This window comes from Modestobacter sp. VKM Ac-2985 (assembly GCF_026967925.1).
GTDB lineage: Bacteria > Actinomycetota > Actinomycetes > Mycobacteriales > Geodermatophilaceae > Modestobacter.
On the sequence record NZ_JAPVBI010000003.1, the window covers coordinates 1,208,751 to 1,228,918 of the forward strand.

Sequence of the window (20,168 nt, forward strand, 5' to 3'; positions counted from 1 at the left end):
CCAGCGGTGCGCTCGGACACCACCTGAACGAGAGGAGGCTCGATGTCCTTCCTGGCCGACAACTTCCCGCTGCTCCGGGACGCCTTCCTGACCACGCTCAGCCTCGCCGTCCTCAGCGGCCTGGTCGCGCTGGTGCTGGGGACCGTCCTCGCGGCCATGCGGGTCAGCCCGATCGCCGCGCTGCGCGGACTGGCGACCTTCTACGTCGAGACCTTCCGCAACACGCCGCTCACGGTGGTCTTCTTCTTCCTCGCCTTCGGCATCGTCTACATCGACCTGCAGTTCCCGAGCCGGTTCATCACCGCGGTCGCCGCGCTGTCGCTGTACACGGCCGCGTTCGTCTCCGAGGCCGTCCGCTCCGGCATCAACGCGGTGCCACCGGGTCAGGCCGAGGCCGCCCGGGCCATCGGGCTGGACTTCCGGCAGAGCCTGTCCACGATCGTGCTCCCCCAGGCCTTCCGCACCGTCGTCCCGCCGCTGGGCAGCGTGTGGATCGCCCTGGCCAAGAACACCTCGATCGCCGCAGGGTTCGCCGTCACGGACCTGACCGCCGTTCTCCAGCGCCTGGCCAACGCCAACGCCGACGAGCTCGCACTGGTCTTCCTCGCCGTCGTGGCGGCCTACCTGCTGATCACCCTGCCGTCGGCCTGGGTCATCGGGGTCCTCGAGCGCCGGCTGGCGATCGTCCGATGAGCGACTCCCGGGTCCTCTTCGACCTGCCCGGCCCCCGAGCCCGCCGCCGGCAGCGGCTGGGCAGCCTGCTGGGCGCCCTCCTGGTGCTGGTGCTCATCGGCCTCGCCCTGTGGCGGCTCGGCAGCAACGGCCAGCTGGAGCCCGAACGGTGGGCGATCCTGTTCGACCCCTCGACCAACGTCCCGCAGCGACTGCTGGAGGCGCTCGGCAACACGCTGGAGGTGGCAGCCGTCGGCATGGTGGCGGCGACCGCCCTGGGGGCGTTGCTGGCCGTCGGCCGACTCTCCGACCACGCCTGGGTCCGGGTCCCGGTGGTCACGGTGATCGAGTTCTTCCGCGCCGTGCCCCTGCTGGTGCTGATCCTGTTCTGCTTCCTCTTCCTGCCACAGGTCGGGGTGACGCTCAGCGCCTTCGGCGCCCTCGCGCTCGGGTTGACGCTCTACAACATGGCCGTGCTCGCCGAGATCTTCCGGGCGGGCATCCAGTCGATCGACCGCGGGCAGAGCGAGGCGGCGTACGGCCTGGGGCTGCGCAAGTGGCAGGTGATGACGTTCATCCTGGTTCCACAGGCGGTCCGCCGGATGCTCCCGGTGCTGATCGCCCAGCTCGTCGTCCTGCTGAAGGACAGTTCCCTGGGCTTCATCGTGGGGTACATGGAGCTGCTCCGGACCTCGCGGAGCCTGGTGGAGACGCTCAACTTCAGCTTCGGGCCGCGTTACACCTTCCAGCTGTACGTGGCGGCCGGGCTGATCTACATCATCGTCAACGTGCTGCTGTCCCAGCTGGCCAAGTTCGTCGAGTCCCGTTCCCGCCGCAGCCCCAAGACGACGGCCGCGCCCACGGACCTGGCCACGGGCGCGGCCCCAGGCACGGCCACGGGTCCGGGACCGGCCGGTGCGGCGCTCCTCGGCCCGGGACGACCCGGCGAGGAGAGCTGAGCGGCACCTCCACCGGAGGAGATGGCAGGGCAGTCACCAGCAGGGTGGCTGCCCTGCCGCATTCCCGGGACGCTGCCCGCCGGACACCGGATGCGGGGCCCGGACATCTGGCCGGTGGACGGCGCTGAGCCCGCTGGCGTCCACCGCTGCAGTCGTCCACCGAGCGCGCGCCGTCCGGCAGGACGGCCCGGTCCCAACGCCCTCCGCTGCCCCACCCGGCGCACCGCTCCCGGTCGGTCGGTCGACTGACCGAGTCCGCCGTCCGAGTTGGCACTTTCAGCCGGTGACGGTGCCGTCGCTCACTGCCGAGAGTAGAAGGGTGACCTCGACTGCCGCCGCTCCGCGCCACATGCACCTGGATCTCGACGAGGACGACGACCTGGCCACGACCACGCAGATCTTCGTGAGCAAGCTGCGTGCCAGCGCACGCCGGTTCGCCGCCGCCGCCGGAGCGGACTCGGCGATCGTCCGAGAGGCCGTGCCACCGGCCCGGCACCGTCGCTCTCGCTGCCGCGTGGTGCTGCTGTACGTCGGTGGACAGGAGACCGACGTGACCTTCCTGGGCCCCTCCAGCTCGCTCGCGGGCAAGGAGGTCACCATGTCGCAGTTCGACACCGCGATCGAGCTGTGGCTGCGGGCCGGGCAGGAGCGCAGCCGGCGTTGGCTGATGCCGGACGAGGAGGCCGCCGACGGCGTGGCCATCGACATCTCCGCCTGGTTGAACCGCTGACCTCCTGGTCCCGCTCGCCACTCGGCCGGGGCCGGCCCACCGGTGCCGGGCCGGCCTCACCCGCGGCACGGTCAGGACCTGGGCGCCCCAGGTGCACGTCGCGTGTTCCATCGGCCCGTGAGCACACCGGATGACCTGCTGGCGGTACCGGGCGGGGTGATCGTCCTGCGGGACGAGGGCACGAAGGTGACCTGGCCGGTCGAGGTCGCCGACTTCCTGCTGGCCCCCGAGCCGGTCACCCGGGAGCTGTACCGGGCGATCACCGATGGCGTGCCGCTGAGCTCAGCGGCACCTCGGACGCCGGTCACGGAGGTCTCCTGGCTGCAGGCCGTCCGGTTCTGCAACGCCCTCTCGAAGCGGAACGGCCTGGAGCCCTGCTACGTCCTCGGCACCGACCCCGACGGGCTCGACGTCGACTGGGACGCCACGGCGTCGGGCTACCGACTGCCGACCGAAGCGGAGTGGGAGCACGCCTGCCGCGCGGGGAGCTCCGACGTGCGCCCCGGCGAGCTCGACGAGATCGCCTGGTACCGCGGGAACTCCGGTGGCCGGGTGCACGACGTCGCCACCAGGGCGCCGAACGCGTGGGGCTTCCATGACATGATCGGCAATGTCTGGGAGTGGTGCTGGGACCTGTTCGACCCGCGCGTCTACGGCCCGTACCGGGTTCTCCGCGGGGGCGGGTGGCTGGACCACCCCCGCGGCTGCCGGGCGTCCTGCCGTCGCAAGAGCCACCCGAGCCTGCGGATCGACGACCTCGGCTTCCGGGTCGCCCGTCGACGGTGAACCGCCGGCACCGAGCCCGGCAGAGCCGGGCGGGCGGCGATCCGCCGGCGGTGCCACCCCGTGGGCCGACTAGGGCAGGTCGTCGACCGGGACGGCACCGGGCGGCGGCTGCCGACGCCCGATCGGGCGGGCACGCCCCTCCCCCACCTCGGCACTGCCCTCGATGCCCGAGAGGTCGAGGCCGGGTGTCTCCGCTGCAGCTGCCGCACGCCCGGCGCGTGCTGCGGCTCGCGCCGCGGACCGTTCGCGTGACCATGCCACCGGCGCAGCACCGGGTGGGTCCAGCTCGATGAGCTCCTCGCCGCTGCCGGGCCCGTCGGGGAAGCCGTCCTCCGCGTCCGAGCCCGCTGTGCCGACCGCGGAGTCGCCGTCGGGCTCGTCCCGACCGTCGAGGGCCTCGCGGACCACGTAGCCGGCCAGCCCACCGCCGTAGCCCTTGCGGGCGAGCATGCCGACCAGACGCCGCTCGGCCGTCACCCGGTCGAGCCGGCGCATCGAGGGCAGCTTGCGCTCGACCAGCCGCCGGGCGGAGTCCCACTCGTCCTGCGGGTCGACCTCGGCCACAGCGGCCGCGGCGACCTCGCCGTCGACGCCCTTGGCCCGCAGCTCCGACGCCAGCGCCCGGCGGGCCAGGCCGCGACCGGACTGCCGGGTGGAGACCCAGGCCGCCGCGAACGCCGCGTCGTCGATGAGCCCGACCTCGGCGAAGCGGTCGAGCACCGCCGCCGCAGCCTCGTCGGGCACGTCCTTCTTGGCCAGCAGGTCGGCCAGCTGCTTGCGGGTCTTGGCGGTGCCGGTCAGCGCCCGCAGACAGATGCCCCGGGCGACCGCCTCGGGGTCTTCCATCTCGGCCGGCTCATCGGACGCGTCGGCGTCCGCGGACGGGCGGCTCCACTGGGGACCGGAGCTGCGGCCGCCACGCTTGCGGCGACCACCCGGCTCGGACCGGTCGGATGGATCGCCACCGGTCCGGGCACTGCCGATGCCGGCACTGCCCGGACCAGGACGACCCCGACCGGACCGGCGACCTCCGCCACCGGCCGGTCCGGCGTCGTCCCCGAAGCCGTCGCTGCCCGGCCCGCCGTCGGCCAGCGCATCGGACACCGGCGGGATCAGAAGTCAGCCGGTGCGGCCGCCGGGGCCGCAGCGGCCACGACCCCGATGCCGAGCTTCTCCTTGATCTTCTTCTCGATCTCGTCGGCGAGGTCGGGGTTGTCGCGCAGGAAGGTGCGGGCGTTCTCCTTGCCCTGGCCGAGCTGGTCGCCCTCGTAGGTGTACCAAGCGCCCGACTTGCGGACGAAGCCCTGCTCGACGCCCATGTCGATGAGCCCACCCTCGCGGCTGAAGCCATGGCCCCAGATGAGGTCGAGCTCGGCCTGCTTGAACGGGGCGGCCACCTTGTTCTTGACGACCTTCACCCGCACCCGGCTGCCGACCGCGTCGGTGCCCTGCTTGAGGGTCTCGATCCGGCGGATGTCCAGCCGCACCGAGGCGTAGAACTTCAGCGCCCGGCCACCGGTGGTGACCTCCGGCGAGCCGTAGACCACGCCGACCTTCTCGCGCAGCTGGTTGATGAAGATGCAGGTGGTGCCGGAGTTGCTGAGCGCACCGGTGATCTTGCGCAGCGCCTGGCTCATCAGCCGGGCCTGCAGACCGACGTGGCTGTCGCCCATCTCGCCCTCGATCTCGGCGCGGGGCACCAGGGCCGCCACCGAGTCGACGACGATGAGGTCGAGCGCCCCGGAGCGGATCAGCATGTCGGCGATCTCCAGCGCCTGCTCACCGGTGTCGGGCTGGCTGATCAGCAGGGCGTCGGTGTCGACGCCGATCGCCCGGGCGTAGTCGGGGTCGAGGGCGTGCTCGGCGTCGATGAAGGCGACGATGCCGCCGGCCGCCTGGGCGTTGGCCACCGCGTGCAGGGCGACCGTCGTCTTGCCGGAGGCCTCGGGGCCGTACACCTCGACGACGCGGCCGCGGGGCAGGCCGCCGACACCGAGGGCGATGTCGAGGGCGACGGAGCCGGTGGGGATGACCTTCATGGCGACCTCGGGCGAGTCGCCCAGGCGCATGACGGAGCCCTTGCCGAACTGCTTGTCGATCTGGGCGAGGGCCATGTCGAGGGCCTTGTCGCGGTCGAGCGTTGCCATGGTGGCCACCTTCGGATGTCGCTGTAGCGGGTCGTTGCCGACGCTAGGGCCGGGGTCTGACACTTTCCGCGGACCGGGCGCATCTGTGGAGAGACACCGGACCTGTGGACGCCACGGTATGCCGAACACCTGTTCGATTCCAGTGACACGCCGGGTCGGCGCGTCGCGTCGACCCGGCACCCTCGAACAGCACCGGGAGCCGGCCGGACGACCTGCTCAGCGTGGCGGTCGGACCTCGTCGGCCGCGGCCCGGGCGGCGTGGACGGCCGGCATCCGACCCTCGACGAAGGAGATGAGCGCCAGCAGGTGGGGCACGAGGGCGGCGCCGTCCTCGGTCAGCCGGTACTCCACGTGCGGGGGGATCGCCGACCGCACCTCACGGTGCACCCAGCCGTCCCGCTCCAGCGTCTGCAGGCTCTGCGCCAGCATCCGCTCGCTCACGCCCTCGACCCGGCGACGCAGCTCCCCGAACCGGTGCGGGGACTCGGCCAGGGCGGACAGCGCCAGCAGGGACCACTTGCCGGTCACGTGCTCCAGCGCCTCACGGGAGGTGCAGGCGCGCCGGAAGACGTCGGCCACCAGCACCTCGACCGTCTGCTCCACCTCACCCTCCCCCGCGTCACGCATGCCGCCAGAGTACCGTCCGGAAGACCTGCACTCACTTTTCGTAAGTGCCCATTGCCCAGGAAGCACTCGAAGGAGTCCCCTTGATCACCGTCACCGGAGCCACCGGCCAGCTCGGCCGCCTCGTCGTCACCGGACTGCTCGACGCCGGGGTGCCCGCCGGCGAGGTCGTCGCCGTCGTCCGCAGCCCGGAGAAGGCCGGTGACCTCTCCGCGCGCGGGGTGCAGGTCCGCCAGGCGGAGTACGGCGACGCGGCGAGCCTCCGGACCGCCCTGCAGGGCACCGACCGCCTGCTGCTCGTCTCCGGCAGCGAGGTCGGCCAGCGGGTCACCCAGCACGGCAACGTGCTGCAGGCCGCGAAGGCCGCCGGCGTCGGGCTGGTCGTCTACACCAGCGCGCCGAAGGCCGCCGACACCTCGCTGCCGCTGGCCCCGGAGCACGCCGCCACCGAGCGGCTGATCGCCGACGTCGGCCTCCCGGCGGTGGTGCTGCGGAACAACTGGTACCTGGAGAACCACGACCAGCCGATCCGCACGGCCGCCGAGACCGGCGAGGTCGTCGGCAGCTCGGGCGCAGGGACGATCGCGGCGGCGACGCGGGCCGACTTCGCGGCGGGTGCGGTCGCCGTCCTGACCGCCGCGGAGCCCGAGCCGGGCGTCGTGGAGCTGGGTGGCGACCAGCCGTTCACGCTCGCCGACCTGGCGGCCGCCGTCGCCGCCGAGACCGGCCGGGAGGTCACCTACCGCGACCTCTCCGCCCCGGAGCACCAGCAGTTCCTGCTCGGGCAGGGCCTGCCGCAGGAGACCGCCGAGTTCGTCGTCGCCCTCGACCAGTCGATCGCCCAGGGCGCCCTGGAGACCGGGAGCACCGCGCTGTCCGGGCTCATCGGCCGGCCGACCACGCCGCTCGCCGTGCACGTCCGCTCGGTCCTGAGGGGCTGAGCCCGCGTCCCGCCGGAGGAGGGCCGGGAGGAGTGCTCAGCGCTCCTTCGGCGGGATGTCGTACTCCTTGCAGATCTCCAGCCAGACCGTGCGCACCGGCACGCCGGCCTCGATCGCCTGGGCGGGCGTGCGCCCACCCAGCGGGCCGAAGACGTGGTCGCTGGCCACGCTCTGCGCGCGGATCGCACCGAACTGGCGCTCCATCCGGGACCGGAACTCCTGCAACCGCACGCCACGACGGTACCCACCGGCCGGTGGCCCGTGCGCCGGGCACCACCGGCGTCCTACCCTCGGCGCATGTTCCCCAGCACCGGTTCGCCCACCTGGGACCTCATCCTGCAGATCGGGCTCGTCGGCGCCCTGGTCGCGCTGCTGGTCCTGCTCGGGCGCGACTACCTCAACCGGCGCTGAGGGACCTCCGGGTCACTGCCCAGACCACCGCGAGCGGGCCGATGAGCACCGCGGAGACCACGGCCACCAGCCCGAAGCCGCCCAGCGCGAGCAGCGGTCCACCCACCGCGCCGGCAACGGCCGCCCCCAGCCCCATGAGCAGGTCGGTGGCGCCCTGGGCGGCCGGGCGGACCTCGGTGGAGACGGACTCGGTGACCAGGGTCGACCCGGCCACCAGGCCGCACGACCAGCCCAGCCCGAGCAGGAACAGCCCGGTGCCGAGCTGGAGGGCGGCCCCCGGCGGCGCGGTGCCGGCGACCACGGCGGCGAGCAGGAGCAGCACCCCGCCCAGGGCGACCGTCGCGGTGCGGCCGGCCCGGTCGGCGAGCCAGCCGACGACCGGGGAGAACAGGTACATCCCGGCCACGTGCACGCTGATGACCAGGCCGATCACCCGCAACGTCGTCCCGTCGGCGTCGGAGTGGCCGGCCCCCATGTGCACCGGGGTCATCACCATCAGCCCGACCATGACCGCGTGCGAGACGACGACGGCGGTCAGCCCCAGCCGCCCACCGGGGGTCGCCCACACCGCGCGCAGCGCCGCCGCCGAGCCCGACCGCAGCGGCGCCGGCCCGGCGGGGCGGTCGGCCGCGGTGAGCTGCCGGGCCAGCAGCAACGGGTCGGGGCGGAGCAGCACCAGCACCCCGAGGACGACCACCCCGAACACCGCGATCGACAGCACGAACGCCCCGCCGAGCGCCGGCAGCCCGAGGGCGCGCCCCAGGTCGTCGGCCGGGCCCGCCAGGTTGGGCCCGAGGACCGAGCCGATCGTGGTCGCCCAGACCACCAGGGACAGCGAGCGGCCACGGTGCTCGGGCTGGGCCAGGTCAGCGGCGGCGTAGCGGGCCTGCAGGCCGCTGGTGGTGGCCGCCCCGAACAGGAAGAGGCCGACGAGCAGGAGCAGCAGCGAGGACACCGCCGCGGCCCCGACGACGACCAGGGAGCCGAGGACCGCGATCCCGTAGCCCAGGGACAGGCCGGCGCGCCGGCCGTACCGGTCACTGACCTGCGCCAGCGGGACGGCGATCAGCGCGGCGCCCAGCACGCTCGCCGTCTGCCCCAGCCCGGCGGCGGCGTCACTCCCGGCGACGTCCCGGGCGAGCAAGCCGCCGACGGTGATGCCGATCGTCACCCCCAGCCCACCGAGGGCCACCCCTGCCGAGAGCACCGACAGCGTGCGGCGCTGGACGACGGCCTGGTCGGGCGGGGCGAGCGACGGTCGGGTCACCGGGCGAGTGTGCCCGACGGACGGGCCCCGCGGAGCACGCAGCGAGCCGGACAGGCGCTGGTCACAGGCCCATCGAGCGACCCACGATCTCCTTCATGATCTCGTTGGTGCCGCCGTAGATCGACTGCACCCGGGCGTCCCGCCACGCCTTGGAGACCCGGTACTCGCTCATGTAGCCGTAGCCGCCGTGCAGCTGCAGGCACCGGTCGGCGACCTTGTTCTGCAGCTCCGTCGTCCACCACTTGGCCATCGCGGCGTCGGTGGCGGTGAGGTCGCCGCTGTCGAGCTGGCGCACGCACTCGTCGACGAAGGTCCGGGCGATCGTGACCTCGGTCTGCAGCTCGGCCAGGACGAAACGGGAGTTCTGGAACGAGCCGATCGGGCGGCCGAACGCCGTCCGGGTGGTCACGTACTCGACGGTCAGCGCGAGCACGGTCTCGGCGGCGGCGACCGCAGAGACGGCGATGTGCAGCCGCTCCTGCGGCAGGTTCTGCATCAGGTGCGCGAAGCCGTGCCCCTCGGTGCCGAGCAGGTTGGCGGCGGGCACCCGGACGTCGTCGAAGAACAGCTCGGCGGTGTCCTGCGCCTTGAGCCCGACCTTGTCCAGGTTGCGGCCGCGGGAGAAGCCGGCCATGTCCCGCTCGACCATGAGCAGGCTCAGGCCCCGGGAGCCGGGCGCCTCGGGATCGGTACGGGCGACGACGACGACCAGGTCGGCGTTGATGCCGTTGGTGATGAAGGTCTTCGAGCCGTTGAGCACCCAGTCCGCGCCGTCCCGGCGCGCGGTGGTCCGGACGCCCTGCAGGTCGCTGCCGGCGGCCGGCTCGGTCATCGCGATCGCGGTGATCAGCTCCCCGGTGCAGAACCGGGGCAGCCAGCGCTCCTTCTGCTCCTCGGTCGCGAGGTCCTGCAGGTAGGGGCCGACGACGTCGTTGTGCAGCCCGAAGCCCACGCCGCTGGCGCCGATCCGGACCAGCTCCTCGCTCAGCACGCAGGACCAGCGGAAGTCGCGCACCCCGCCGCCGCCGTACCGCTCCTCCACGCCCATGCCCAGCAGCCCCTGGGCGCCGGCCGCCGTCCACAGCTCCCGCGGCACGATGCCGGCCCGCTCCCACTCGTCGTGGAAGGGTGCGACCTCCTTCTCCAGCCAGCCCCGCACGCTCTGCCGGAAGTCCTCGTGGTCGGCCTCGTACAGGCTGTGACGCATGCCACGCAGTGTGGCTCAGTCCCAGCGCCGACCGACAGCCCGGTGGCCGAAGTTCGGCTTGATCTCAGCGTTGAAGAAGCGGCCCTTGCTCTCCGCCCGGAGCAGCGACAGCACGCGCTCCGGCGGCACCTCGAGGAAGTGGTAGACGCGTCCGTCGCGGAAGACGAGCTCCAGCAGCTGCTGCTCCTCGTCGTACCCGACGGTCGCGATGTTGGACGACTGCACCGCTGTGCGCAGCATGGCTGCCCCCTGCCGAGCCGGATCACATCAGTGTGATCCGCGGGCGCCACGACGTCGACAGGTCGACAGGTCGACTCGTCGCCACCTCGACGACGGCGAACTGTCGTACTCGCGTGGACACTGGTCGCGTGTCCGCTCTCGACCGGTTCTCCGCGCCCACCCAGGCGTGGTTCACCGGTGCGTTCGAGCAGCCGACCCCGGCCCAGGAGGGCGCCTGGACGGCGATCAGCAGCGGCCAGCACGCCCTGGTCGTCGCCCCCACCGGGTCGGGCAAGACGCTGGCGGCCTTCCTCTGGTCGCTCGACCGGCTGGCGGCCACGCCCCCGCGGGAGGACCCGCTGGCCCGCTGCCGGGTGCTGTACGTCTCGCCGCTCAAGGCGCTGGCCGTCGACGTCGAGCGCAACCTCCGCGCACCGCTGACCGGGATCGGCCAGGCCGCCGCCCGGCTGGGTCAGCAACGACCGGAGATCAGCGTCGGCATCCGCTCCGGTGACACCCCGGCCGACGAGCGGCGGCTGTTCGCCAGGCGCCCGCCGGACATCCTGATCACCACCCCCGAGTCGCTGTTCCTGCTGCTCACCAGCCAGGCCCGGGAGTCGCTGCGCGGGGTGGAGACGGTGATCCTCGACGAGGTGCACGCCGTCTGCGGCAGCAAGCGCGGCGCGCACCTGGCCGTCTCCCTCGACCGGCTGGACGAGCTGCTGGAGCGGCCGGCCCAGCGGATCGGGCTGTCGGCGACGGTGCGGCCGATCGAGGAGGTGTCGACCTTCCTCGCCGGTGGCCGGCCGGTGCAGGTGGTCGCACCGCCGTCGCAGAAGCAGTGGGACCTCTCCGTCGTCGTCCCGGTCGAGGACATGAGCCAGCTGGGTCAGCCCACCGGGGAGCTGGAGGGGTCGGCGGCGGGGAACCAGCCGCGGACGTCGATCTGGCCGGCGGTCGAGGAGCGGGTGCTCGACCTGATCGAGACGCACCGCAGCACCATCGTGTTCGCCAACTCCCGCCGGCTGGCCGAGCGACTGACCAGCCGGCTCAACGAGCTGGCCTACGAACGGGCGACCGGGGAACCGCTGCCGCACGGCGCGAACCCGGCCGAGCTGATGGCCCAGGCCGGCTCCGGGGGCGGGCTGCCACCGGAGGTGAAGCCGGTCGCCTCGGCGCACCACGGGTCTGTCTCCCGCGAGCAGCGGGCCGTCGTGGAGGAGGCGCTGAAGTCCGGGCAGCTGCCGGCCGTGGTCGCCACCTCCTCACTCGAGCTGGGCATCGACATGGGCGCGGTCGACCTGGTCATCCAGGTCGAGTCGCCGCCGAACGTCGCCGCCGGGCTCCAGCGGGTGGGACGGGCCGGCCACCAGGTCGGTGCGGTCAGCGAGGGCGTCATCTTCCCGAAGTTCCGCGGTGACCTGGTGCAGAGCGCCGTCGTCGCCGAGCGGATGCGGGCCGGCGCCATCGAGTCGACCCGCTACCTGCGCAACCCCCTCGACGTGCTGGCCCAGCAGATCGTGGCGATGGTCTCCGAGCGGCCGCGCACCGTCGACGACGTCGCCGCCGTGCTGCGTCGCTCGGCCGCCTTCGCCTCGCTGCCGGACTCCGCGCTGCACGCGGTGCTGGACATGCTGGCCGGCCGCTACCCCTCCGACGCCTTCGCCGAGCTGCGCCCGCGGCTGACCTGGGACCGGGTGACCGACACCCTCACCGCCCGCGCCGGCGCCCAGCGGCTGGCGGTCACCAGCGGCGGCACCATCCCCGACCGCGGGCTGTTCGGCGTCTTCCTCGTCTCCGGGGCCGGCGAGAACGGTGGGCGCAGGGTCGGCGAGCTGGACGAGGAGATGGTCTACGAGTCGCGGGTGGGCGACGTCTTCCTGCTCGGGTCCTCGTCCTGGCGGATCGAGGAGATCACCCACGACCGGGTGCTGGTCAGCCCCGCCCCCGGCCAGCCCGGCAAGATGCCGTTCTGGCACGGCGACACCCTGGGCCGCCCCCTGGAGCTGGGCCGGGCGCTGGGTGCCTTCCTGCGGGAGGTCGGCTCGGCCACGCCGGAGGCGGGCACGGACCGGGCCCGCGCCGCCGGCCTGGACGCCTGGGGTGCGAGCAACCTGTTCGCCTACCTCGCCGAGCAGAAGGCGGCCACCGGCCACCTCCCCGACGACCGCACGCTGCTGGTCGAGCGGTTCCGCGACGAGCTCGGCGACTGGCGGCTGGTCGTGCACTCCCCCTTCGGCGCCCAGGTCAACGCGCCCTGGGCGCTGGTCCTGGCCGCGCGGCTGCGCGAGCGGTACGGCGTGGACGTCGCGTCCATGCACTCCGACGACGGCATCGTGCTCCGGCTGCCCGACACCACCGGCGAGGCGCCGGAGGCCGACCTCGCACTCCTGGACCCGGACGACGTCGAGCGCGAGGTGACCGCCGAGGTCGGCAACTCCGCGCTGTTCGCCAGCCGGTTCCGCGAGTGCGCCGCCCGGGCGCTGCTGCTCCCCCGCCGCGACCCGCGCCGGCGTACCCCCCTGTGGCAGCAGCGGCAGCGGGCCGCCCAGCTGCTCTCGGTGGCCAGCGAGTTCTCCTCCTTCCCGATCACCCTCGAGGCGGTCCGGGAGGTGCTGCAGGACGTCTACGACGTGCCGGGGCTGGTCGAGCTCATGCGCGACATCCGCGCCCGCCGGGTGCGGCTCGTCGACGTGCAGACCCAGACCGCCTCACCGTTCGCGCAGTCCCTGCTGTTCGGCTACGTCGGGCAGTTCATCTACGAGGGCGACGCACCGCTGGCCGAGCGCCGTGCCCAGGCGCTCGCCCTGGACACCGGGCTGCTGGCCGAGCTGCTGGGCCGCTCCGAGCTGCGCGAACTGCTCGACGGTGACGCGATGGCCGAGGTCGAGGCGGAGCTGCAGCGGCTCCCCGAGCAGCGGCACCCGCGCGACGTCGACGGCGCCAGCGACCTCCTCCGCGGCGTCGGCGACCTGACCGTCGCCGAGGCCGCAGCCCGCGGCGTCCCGGCGGACTGGCTGCAGGAGCTCGTCGTCGCCCGGCGTGCGCTGGTGGTGCGGATCGCCGGTGAGGAGCGGTACGTCGCCATCGAGGACGCCGGCCGGCTCCGCGATGCCCTGGGCACCGCGCTGCCGGTCGGGGTGCCCGAGGTGTTCACCGAGCCGGTGGCCGACCCGCTCGGGGACCTGATCGGCCGCTACGCCCGCACCCACGGCCCGTTCGCGCCGCCGGAGGTCGCTGCCCGGCTCGGCCTCGGGGTCGCCGTCGTCACCGCCACGGTCCAGCGGCTGGTGGGCACCGGCCGGCTGGTCACCGGGGAGTTCCGGCCGGGCGGCATCGGCCAGGAGTGGTGCGACGCGGAGGTGCTGCGCTCGATCCGGCGGCGGTCCCTGGCCAAGCTGCGCCAGGAGGTCGAGCCGGTCCCGATCGACACGCTGGCCCGGTTCACGCCCTCCTGGCAGTCGGTGGGTGGTCGGATGCGCGGGGTCGACGGCGTCCTCGCGGTGGTCGAGCAACTGGCCGGTGCCCTGGTCCCGGCCTCGGCGCTGGAGTCGCTGGTGCTGCCGTCCCGGGTGCAGGGGTACTCCCCGGCGATGCTCGACGAGCTGACCAGCGCCGGGGAGGTGCTGTGGGCCGGGGCGGGCGGGCTCTCCGGTGGTGATGGCTGGGTGACCCTCGTGCCGGCCGACCTGGCCCCGCTGCTGCTGCCCGAGCCGCCGGCCGGTGCCGTGCTGGAGGGCGGGGTCGGTCAGCAGCTGCTCGATGAGCTCGCCGGCGGGCAGGCGATGTTCTTCCGGTCGCTGTCCGACCGGGTCGGCGCCACCGACGACCCGGCGCTGGCCGAGGAGATCTGGGACCTGGTGTGGGCCGGGGCGCTGACCAACGACACCCTGGCCCCGCTGCGAACCCGGCTCTCCGGGGGCGGCACACACAAGAAGGCACCGGCCGCGCCCCGCGCGAGGCTCGACCGCAGCCGCTACGGCCGGACCCGGCTCGGTCGCCCGGCGATGCCCAGCCGCACCGGCCCGCCCTCGATGGCCGGGCGCTGGTCACGGCTGCCTGACCTGGAGGCAAACGGAACCAAGCGCACCACCGCCCGCGCCGAGGCGCTGCTGGAGCGGCACGGGGTGCTGACCCGGGGCGCGGTGCAGGCCGAGCAGGTCACCGGCGGCTTCTCCGCGGTCTACCCGGTGCTGCGGGCGTTCGAGGAGAACGGCCGGGCTCGTCGCGGCTACTTCGTCGAGACCCTCGGTGCGGCCCAGTTCGGCACCCCGGGGTCGGTCGACCGGCTGCGCAGCTTCGCCAGCCCGGACCGGGTGCCCGCCGGGCCCGTCGTCCTCGCCGCCACCGACCCGGCCAACGTCTACGGCGCGGCGCTGCCCTGGCCGGAGCGGCCGGTGGCCACCGCCGAGGGGGACGCCGTCGACCTCGGTGAGGGCACCGGCAGCCGGAAGACCGGGCACCGGGCCGGGCGCAAGGCCGGCGCGCTGGTGGTGCTGGTCGACGGCGACCTGGTGCTCTACGTCGAGCGCGGCGGGAAGACGCTGCTGTCCTGGACCGAGGACGAGACCGTGCTCAAGGAGGCGGCCACCGCACTGTCCGGCGCGGTCGCCTCGGGGGCACTGGGCCGGATGATCGTGCAGAAGGCCGACGGGGCGTCGGTGCACGAGTCCGGCCCGCTCACCGCGGCGCTGCAGGCAGCCGGGTTCGCCGCCACCCCGCGCGGCCTGCGGCTGCGCAACTGAGGCCAGGCCGACGGCGTCGACGTGCGCTCACCTGCGTTTCTCACCGCGCTGAGCGCCACTGCGCGCACAACGGGTGAGCCCCAGGGGGAGTCAGCGGCTGCGGGAGCCCTGCAGCCAGGGAGCGAGCCAGCGGCTGAGCCGGGGCATGGACACCCGCAGCGCCGTCACCACGTAGGCCGCCGACAGCAGCAGCCGCAGCAGCCAGGGCCAGTCGCCGACGAACGGGACGGCCAGGAGCTGGAAGGTCGTGGTGAAGAACAGGACCACCGCGACGGTGAGCAGCCAGCTTCGCCAGGCCGGCCCCGGGCGAGGCGGCACCGCGAAGAAGGTCTGCAGACCCACGGCCCGGGCGATCCGCTCGTCCTCGGTCAGCCGGTGCACCCGATCCAGCGCCTCACGCCGTTCCGGGGAGCGCTCCCAGGTGCCCAGCGACTCCTCGTCCCGGAAGCGGTAGACCAGGTGGAACTCGTCGCTACCTGGGCCAGGGCGCAGCAGCGACGAGCCGAGGTGCCCGGGGAACGTCGCGACCAACTGCTGCACGTCGGCGGCCCAGCGCTCGAAGGCGTTCTGCTGCTCCGGGCGCACCACCCGGGCGACGGTGACGGTGACCGGCTCCGGCGCCGGTGCGGGCTGCCGGGCCACGATGTTCCCGGCCAGACGTTCCGGGAGGCTGCGCAGGCGGGTCGTCACGGTCACAGGATCCCTCAGCGCTGAAGGAACGCAGGCTGTTCCCGGCTGTCGCCCCACTCACACGAGGCCACCCGCCCGAGGGACGCCCCGACCGTCGGTACGCGAGGGCGGCGGTCACCGGCCCGCGCGGGGATCATGGGCGGCGTGCCCGAGGGAGACACCGTGTGGCTGGCCGCGCAGCGGATGCACACCGCGCTGGCCGGCGCCACGCTCCGCCGCGGTGAGCTCCGGGTGCCGCAGCTCGCCGCCGTCGACCTCACCGGCGCCACCGTCACCGAGGTCGTCCCCCGGGGCAAGCACATGCTCACCCGGCTGGCCGACGGCCGGACGCTGCGCACCCACTACCGGATGGACGGCAGCTGGCACATCTACCGACGAGGCACCCGGTGGCGGGGCGGCCCCGGCCACAGCATCCGCGCGGTGCTCGCCACCGACGAGTGGGAGTGCATCGGCTACCGGCTGCACGACATGCGGATCGTCCCCACCAGCCAGGAGGCCGAGCTGGTCGGGCACCTCGGACCCGACGTGCTGGGCCCGGACTGGGACGTCGAGGAGGCCCTGCACCGGCTCCGCTCGCAGCCGGACGAGCAGATCGGCGTCGCGATCCTGGACCAGCGCAACCTGGCCGGCATCGGCAACCTCTACAAGGTCGAGTCGCTGTTCCTGGCCGGCGTGCACCCGTGGGCCAGGGTCGCCGACGTCCCAGACCTGCGGAACCTGGTCGAGCGGGCCCGCACGCTGATGCTGGCCAACCGCGGTCGCCCCGAGCAGAGCACCACCGGGGAGACCCGCCGCGGCCAGGACCACTGGGTCGCCGGCCGGAAGGGCCGGCCGTGCCGCCGCTGCCGGACGCCGATCCTGCTGGGCGACCAGGGCCCGGACCTGCAGGAACGGGTCACCTGGTGGTGCCCGCGCTGCCAGGCCACGCCGGTGCCGGTCGACCCGCGGGCCCGCACCGGTGAGCCCGACACCGAGGCGCGTCGCGCCCGGTACTGACCACGCGAGCACCCGACGGCCGCCAGCTCAGCGGGAGCCCACGCGGACGGGGATCATGGCGGGATGCCCGAGGGAGACACGGTCTGGCTGGCCGCGCAGCGGATGAACACCGCGCTGGCCGGGGCGACGCTCACCACCGGCGAGCTCCGGGTGCCGCAACTGGCCACCACCGACCTGGGCGGTGCCACCGTCACCGAGGTCGTCCCGCGCGGGAAGCACATGCTGATCCGGCTGGCCGACGGCCGGACGCTGCGCACCCACTACCGGATGGACGGCAGCTGGCACATCTACCGCACGGGCACCCCGTGGAAGGGTGGCCCGGCACACAGCATCCGGGCCCTGCTGTCGACCGGCGAGTGGGACTGCGTCGGCTACCGGCTGCACGACATGACGATCGTGCCGACCAGCGCCGAGGGCGAGCTGGTGGGCCACCTCGGCCCCGACGTGCTCGGGCCGGACTGGGACCTGGACGAGGCGCTCCGCCGGCTGCGGTCGCACCCCGGCGAGCAGATCGGCGTCGCGATCCTGGACCAGCGCAACCTGGCCGGCATCGGCAACCTCTACAAGGTCGAGACGCTGTTCATGACCCGCACCCACCCGTGGACCCGCGTTGCCGACGTCCCGGACCTCCCGGGCCTGGTCACCCGCGCCCGCACCTTGATGCAGGCCAACCGCGACCGACCCGAGCAGAGCACCACCGGCTCCACCCGGCGCGGGGAGGACCACTGGGTGTTCGGCCGCCGCGGCCGGCCGTGCCGCCGCTGCCGCACCCCGATCCTGCTCGGCGACCAGGGGCCGGACACGCAGGAACGGGTGACGTACTGGTGCCCGTCGTGCCAGGCCGCCCGCAGCCCGATCGACCCGCTGGCCCGCACCGGGGAGCCTGGCCACCCGGCGTCCATCGCCGCCAGCTGACGGCCGGAGCCCCGCCGTCCACCAGGACGACGGGGCTCCGGGTCAGGGCCGCTGCTGGTCGGGCTACTGCTCCGGGCGCTCGGCCGACTGCGCCGCGCGCTGCTCGGTGTTCAGCCCGAGGTCGTCGGTGGCGCCCTGCCCGGCCTCGATCGCGCCGGCGGCCTTGGTGCCCTCGACCGCCTGGGGACCGGTGGCACCGCCCATCCCGGCCCGGATCTCGGCGAGACGGGAGGCGCCGGCGACGTCGATCGTCGCCTTCTCGACCTCGAGCATCCGGCCCTCGACCGAGTCCTGCGCGAGCTCCGCCTGACCCAGTGCGGTGGCGTAGCGCGCCTCGATCTTGTCCCGGACCTCCCCGAGGTTGGGGGTGTTGCCCGGCGCGGAGAGCTCGTTGACCGACCGCAGCGAGGCGGAGACCTGCTCCTGCATCTTGGCCTGCTCCAGCTGGGACATCAGCTTGGTGCGCTCGGCCAGCGTCGACTGCAGCCGCATCCGGCTGGTCTCGACCGCGCCCTTGGCCTGCTCAGCGGCCTGCAGCGCCTCGTCGTGGCTGCGCTTGAGGTCCTCGACCGACTGCTCGGCGCCGACCAGCTGGGTGGCGAAGGCCTGTGCCGCCTGCTCGTAGTCGGCGGCCTTGGCGGCATCCCCAGCGGCGCGGGTCTGGTCGGCGAGGGTCAGTGCCTGCCGCGCCGACGCCTGCAGCTTCTCGATCTCACCCAGCTGCCGGCTGAGCCGCATCTCCAGCTGCCGCTGGTTGCCCAGCACCGCAGCGGCCTGGTTGGCGAGAGCCTGGTGCCGCTGCTGCTCCGCCTCGATCGCCTGCTGGATCTGGATCTTCGGGTCAGCCCGCTGGTCGATCTGGTTGTTGGCCGAGGCCGTCAGGTACTTCCACAGCTTCACGAACGGGTTCGGCATGGCTCCTCCTGGTCCGGTGCTCCAGCCCCGCCGGGCGGCGGGCGGTGCGACACGGATGACGCTGTCCCGATCATCGTCCCAGGCCGCGTCCCCGGCCAGCCACCGCACGCCGCACACCGCCCCCCGAGCTCGCGGCGGCCCCCCTGCAGGGGCCCGCCGCGAGCTCGCGAGTGGTGGGGGGCAGGGGGTCCTTCGTCAGACGGCGCGGCCGCGCAGTTGCCGGTAGTGGGTGACCAGGGCGGCGGTGGAGGCGTCGGCGTCGAACTCCGGGCCGTCCAGCTGCGGTGCCGCCTCGCTGGTCAGCGCCGGTGCCAGCTGCCGGGCCATCACCTTGCCCAGCTCCACGCCCCACTGGTCGAAGGAGTCGATCTGCCAGAGCGCGCCCTGGGTGAAGACGGTCTGCTCGTAGAAGGCGATCAGCTGCCCCAGCGTCGACGGGGTCAGCTTCGGCGCCAGGATCGTCGTCGAGGGCCGGTTGCCCGGCATCACCTTGTGCGGGACGACGTCGGCCGGCGTCCCGTCGGCGGCGACCTCCTCCGCCGTCTTGCCGAACGCGAGCGCGGCGCTCTGCGCGAACATGTTGGCCATCAGCAGGTCGTGCATCTCGCCGATGTCGTGGTTCGGCTCGCCGAACCCGATGAAGTCGGCCGGGACGAGCGACGTGCCCTGGTGCAGCAGCTGGTGGAAGGCGTGCTGACCGTTGGTACCGGGCTCGCCCCAGTACACCTCGCCGGTCGCCGTCGTCACCGGCTGCCCGTCGGCCCGCACGGACTTGCCGTTGCTCTCCATCGTCAGCTGCTGCAGGTAGGCCGGCAGCCGGGACAGGTACTGGCTGTAGGGCAGGACGGCGTGGCTCTGGGCGCCGAAGAAGTCGGTGTACCAGACGTTGAGCAGCCCCTGGACCAGCGGCATGTTCTCCGCCAGGGGCGCGGTGCGGAAGTGCTCGTCGACGGCGTGGAAGCCGGCGAGCATCTCGGCGTAGGCGTCCGGACCGATCGCGACCATGAGCGAGAGCCCGATCGCCGAGGTGAAGGAGTACCGGCCGCCCACCCAGTCCCAGAACTCGAACATGTTCGCGGTGTCGATGCCGAACTCGGCCACGGCGTCGGTGTTGGTCGACACCGCGACGAAGTGCTTCGCCACCGCCGACCCGTCGGCGCCGGAGGCCAGCAGCCAGTCGCGGGCGACGGTGGCGTTGGTGAGCGTCTCCAGGGTGGTGAACGTCTTGGAGCAGACCACGAACAGCGTCGTCGCCGGGTCCAGGTCGCGGGTCTTCTCGGCGAAGTCGGTGGGGTCGATGTTGGAGACGAAGCGGGCGGTGATCCCGCGGTCGCTGTAGTCGGCGAGGGCGGTGTAGGCCATCGCCGGGCCGAGGTCGGAGCCACCGATGCCGATGTTCACCACGGCCCGGATCCGCTCGCCGGTGTGCCCCGTCCACTCCCCCGACCGCACCCGGTCGGCGAAGGTGCGCATCTTCGCCAGCACCGCGTGGACGTCGGCGCTGACGTCCTGGCCGTCGACGGTGAGCGGCACCGACTCCGGTGCCCGCAGCGCCACGTGCAGGACGGCACGGTCCTCGGTGGTGTTGATGTGCTCACCCCGGAACATCGCCGCGATCCGGTCCGGCACGCCCGCACGCTCCGCCAGCGCGACCAGCAGCCGCAGCGTCTCGTCGGTGACCCGGTGCTTGGAGAGGTCGACGTGCAGGTCGCCGGCGGTGCCGGTCAACCGGGCAGCGCGCTCGGGGTCCTCGGCGAACAGCTCGCGCAGCGTCCGGGCGCCGACCGTGCGGTGGTGTTCGGCAAGGGCTGCCCACTCGTCGGTCGCGGTGATGTCCATGCTGCTGCCTCCAGTGTCCGACCAGGGTGTCTCCGGGACAGGTGCGCAGCGCTGCTGCCGCACAAACCCCGGCATGATCATGCCCTCGTCGAACCGCTGCCCGGC

At 73.6% G+C, this 20,168-nt stretch carries 18 protein-coding genes; 8 read left to right on the forward strand and 10 right to left on the reverse strand.

The annotated features are described in order from the left end of the window. Positions 1-42: 42 nt before the first annotated feature. The 4 genes from O2V61_RS21650 to O2V61_RS21665 all read left to right on the forward strand — a co-directional run bounded on the left by O2V61_RS21650 (position 43) and on the right by O2V61_RS21665 (position 3,147). Entirely contained in the window at positions 43-693 is a 651-nt protein-coding gene (locus tag O2V61_RS21650; RefSeq protein ID WP_269185336.1) for an amino acid ABC transporter permease, read from the forward strand. Continuing rightward, positions 690-1,631, forward strand: coding sequence for an amino acid ABC transporter permease (locus O2V61_RS21655; protein WP_269185337.1), 942 nt, complete (start codon positions 690-692; stop codon positions 1,629-1,631). The genes O2V61_RS21650 and O2V61_RS21655 overlap by 4 nt, the downstream gene beginning before the upstream one ends. A gap of 319 nt (positions 1,632-1,950) precedes the next feature. Then, the gene (locus tag O2V61_RS21660; RefSeq protein ID WP_269160243.1) at positions 1,951-2,361 is read left to right on the forward strand and encodes a hypothetical protein; all 411 of its coding nucleotides are present in this window, start codon (positions 1,951-1,953) and stop codon (positions 2,359-2,361) included. Between the two features lie 117 nt (positions 2,362-2,478). After that, the gene (locus O2V61_RS21665; RefSeq protein ID WP_269185338.1) at positions 2,479-3,147 is read left to right on the forward strand and encodes a formylglycine-generating enzyme family protein; all 669 of its coding nucleotides are present in this window, start codon (positions 2,479-2,481) and stop codon (positions 3,145-3,147) included. 69 nt (positions 3,148-3,216) lie between these two features. Here the strand turns inward: O2V61_RS21665 and O2V61_RS21670 are convergent, their stop codons facing one another. The 3 genes from O2V61_RS21670 to O2V61_RS21680 form a co-directional block, all read right to left on the reverse strand. Next, a complete protein-coding gene (locus tag O2V61_RS21670; RefSeq protein WP_269185339.1) occupies positions 3,217-3,993 on the reverse strand; it encodes a regulatory protein RecX in 777 nt (258 codons plus the stop codon). Between the two features lie 266 nt (positions 3,994-4,259). Next, the gene (gene recA / locus O2V61_RS21675; protein WP_269173631.1) at positions 4,260-5,294 is read right to left on the reverse strand and encodes a recombinase RecA; all 1,035 of its coding nucleotides are present in this window, start codon (positions 5,292-5,294) and stop codon (positions 4,260-4,262) included. Positions 5,295-5,510: 216 nt separating this feature from the next. Next, a complete protein-coding gene (locus O2V61_RS21680; RefSeq protein WP_269185340.1) occupies positions 5,511-5,921 on the reverse strand; it encodes a winged helix-turn-helix transcriptional regulator in 411 nt (136 codons plus the stop codon). Positions 5,922-6,001: 80 nt separating this feature from the next. Between O2V61_RS21680 and O2V61_RS21685 the strand changes: the two genes are divergently transcribed. Continuing rightward, the gene (locus tag O2V61_RS21685) at positions 6,002-6,859 is read left to right on the forward strand and encodes an NAD(P)H-binding protein (RefSeq protein WP_269185341.1); all 858 of its coding nucleotides are present in this window, start codon (positions 6,002-6,004) and stop codon (positions 6,857-6,859) included. A gap of 36 nt (positions 6,860-6,895) precedes the next feature. Here the strand turns inward: O2V61_RS21685 and O2V61_RS21690 are convergent, their stop codons facing one another. The 4 genes from O2V61_RS21690 to O2V61_RS21705 form a co-directional block, all read right to left on the reverse strand. After that, a complete protein-coding gene (locus O2V61_RS21690) occupies positions 6,896-7,090 on the reverse strand; it encodes a DUF3046 domain-containing protein (protein WP_269185342.1) in 195 nt (64 codons plus the stop codon). A 166-nt stretch (positions 7,091-7,256) separates the two neighbouring features. Beyond that, positions 7,257-8,537 (reverse strand): MFS transporter, encoded by a 1,281-nt coding sequence (locus O2V61_RS21695; protein WP_269185343.1) that lies wholly within the window; start codon positions 8,535-8,537, stop codon positions 7,257-7,259. A 61-nt stretch (positions 8,538-8,598) separates the two neighbouring features. Then, the gene (locus O2V61_RS21700; RefSeq protein ID WP_269185344.1) at positions 8,599-9,744 is read right to left on the reverse strand and encodes an acyl-CoA dehydrogenase family protein; all 1,146 of its coding nucleotides are present in this window, start codon (positions 9,742-9,744) and stop codon (positions 8,599-8,601) included. 15 nt (positions 9,745-9,759) lie between these two features. Continuing rightward, the gene (locus tag O2V61_RS21705) at positions 9,760-9,984 is read right to left on the reverse strand and encodes a KTSC domain-containing protein (protein WP_269185345.1); all 225 of its coding nucleotides are present in this window, start codon (positions 9,982-9,984) and stop codon (positions 9,760-9,762) included. A gap of 128 nt (positions 9,985-10,112) precedes the next feature. Here O2V61_RS21705 and O2V61_RS21710 point away from each other — a divergent pair, with 128 nt between their 5' ends. Beyond that, a complete protein-coding gene (locus O2V61_RS21710; RefSeq protein ID WP_269185346.1) occupies positions 10,113-14,708 on the forward strand; it encodes an ATP-dependent helicase in 4,596 nt (1,531 codons plus the stop codon). Positions 14,709-14,798: 90 nt separating this feature from the next. Here the strand turns inward: O2V61_RS21710 and O2V61_RS21715 are convergent, their stop codons facing one another. Beyond that, positions 14,799-15,398, reverse strand: coding sequence for an antibiotic biosynthesis monooxygenase (locus O2V61_RS21715; protein ID WP_269185347.1), 600 nt, complete (start codon positions 15,396-15,398; stop codon positions 14,799-14,801). Between the two features lie 144 nt (positions 15,399-15,542). On the opposite strand from O2V61_RS21715, the gene O2V61_RS21720 reads away from it, so the two are divergent. Together O2V61_RS21720 and O2V61_RS21725 are read left to right on the forward strand one after the other, a co-directional pair. Continuing rightward, on the forward strand, positions 15,543-16,394 hold the full coding sequence (locus O2V61_RS21720) for a DNA-formamidopyrimidine glycosylase family protein (RefSeq protein ID WP_269185348.1): 852 nt from the start codon (positions 15,543-15,545) through the stop codon (positions 16,392-16,394). A gap of 63 nt (positions 16,395-16,457) precedes the next feature. Beyond that, a complete protein-coding gene (locus O2V61_RS21725; RefSeq protein ID WP_269185349.1) occupies positions 16,458-17,309 on the forward strand; it encodes a DNA-formamidopyrimidine glycosylase family protein in 852 nt (283 codons plus the stop codon). A gap of 63 nt (positions 17,310-17,372) precedes the next feature. On the opposite strand, the gene O2V61_RS21730 is transcribed toward O2V61_RS21725, so the two are convergent. Continuing rightward, positions 17,373-18,224, reverse strand: a complete 852-nt coding sequence (locus tag O2V61_RS21730; protein ID WP_269185350.1) for a PspA/IM30 family protein — start codon at positions 18,222-18,224, stop codon at positions 17,373-17,375. A gap of 195 nt (positions 18,225-18,419) precedes the next feature. After that, the gene (gene pgi / locus O2V61_RS21735; protein ID WP_269185351.1) at positions 18,420-20,063 is read right to left on the reverse strand and encodes a glucose-6-phosphate isomerase; all 1,644 of its coding nucleotides are present in this window, start codon (positions 20,061-20,063) and stop codon (positions 18,420-18,422) included. Positions 20,064-20,168 lie beyond the last annotated feature (105 nt).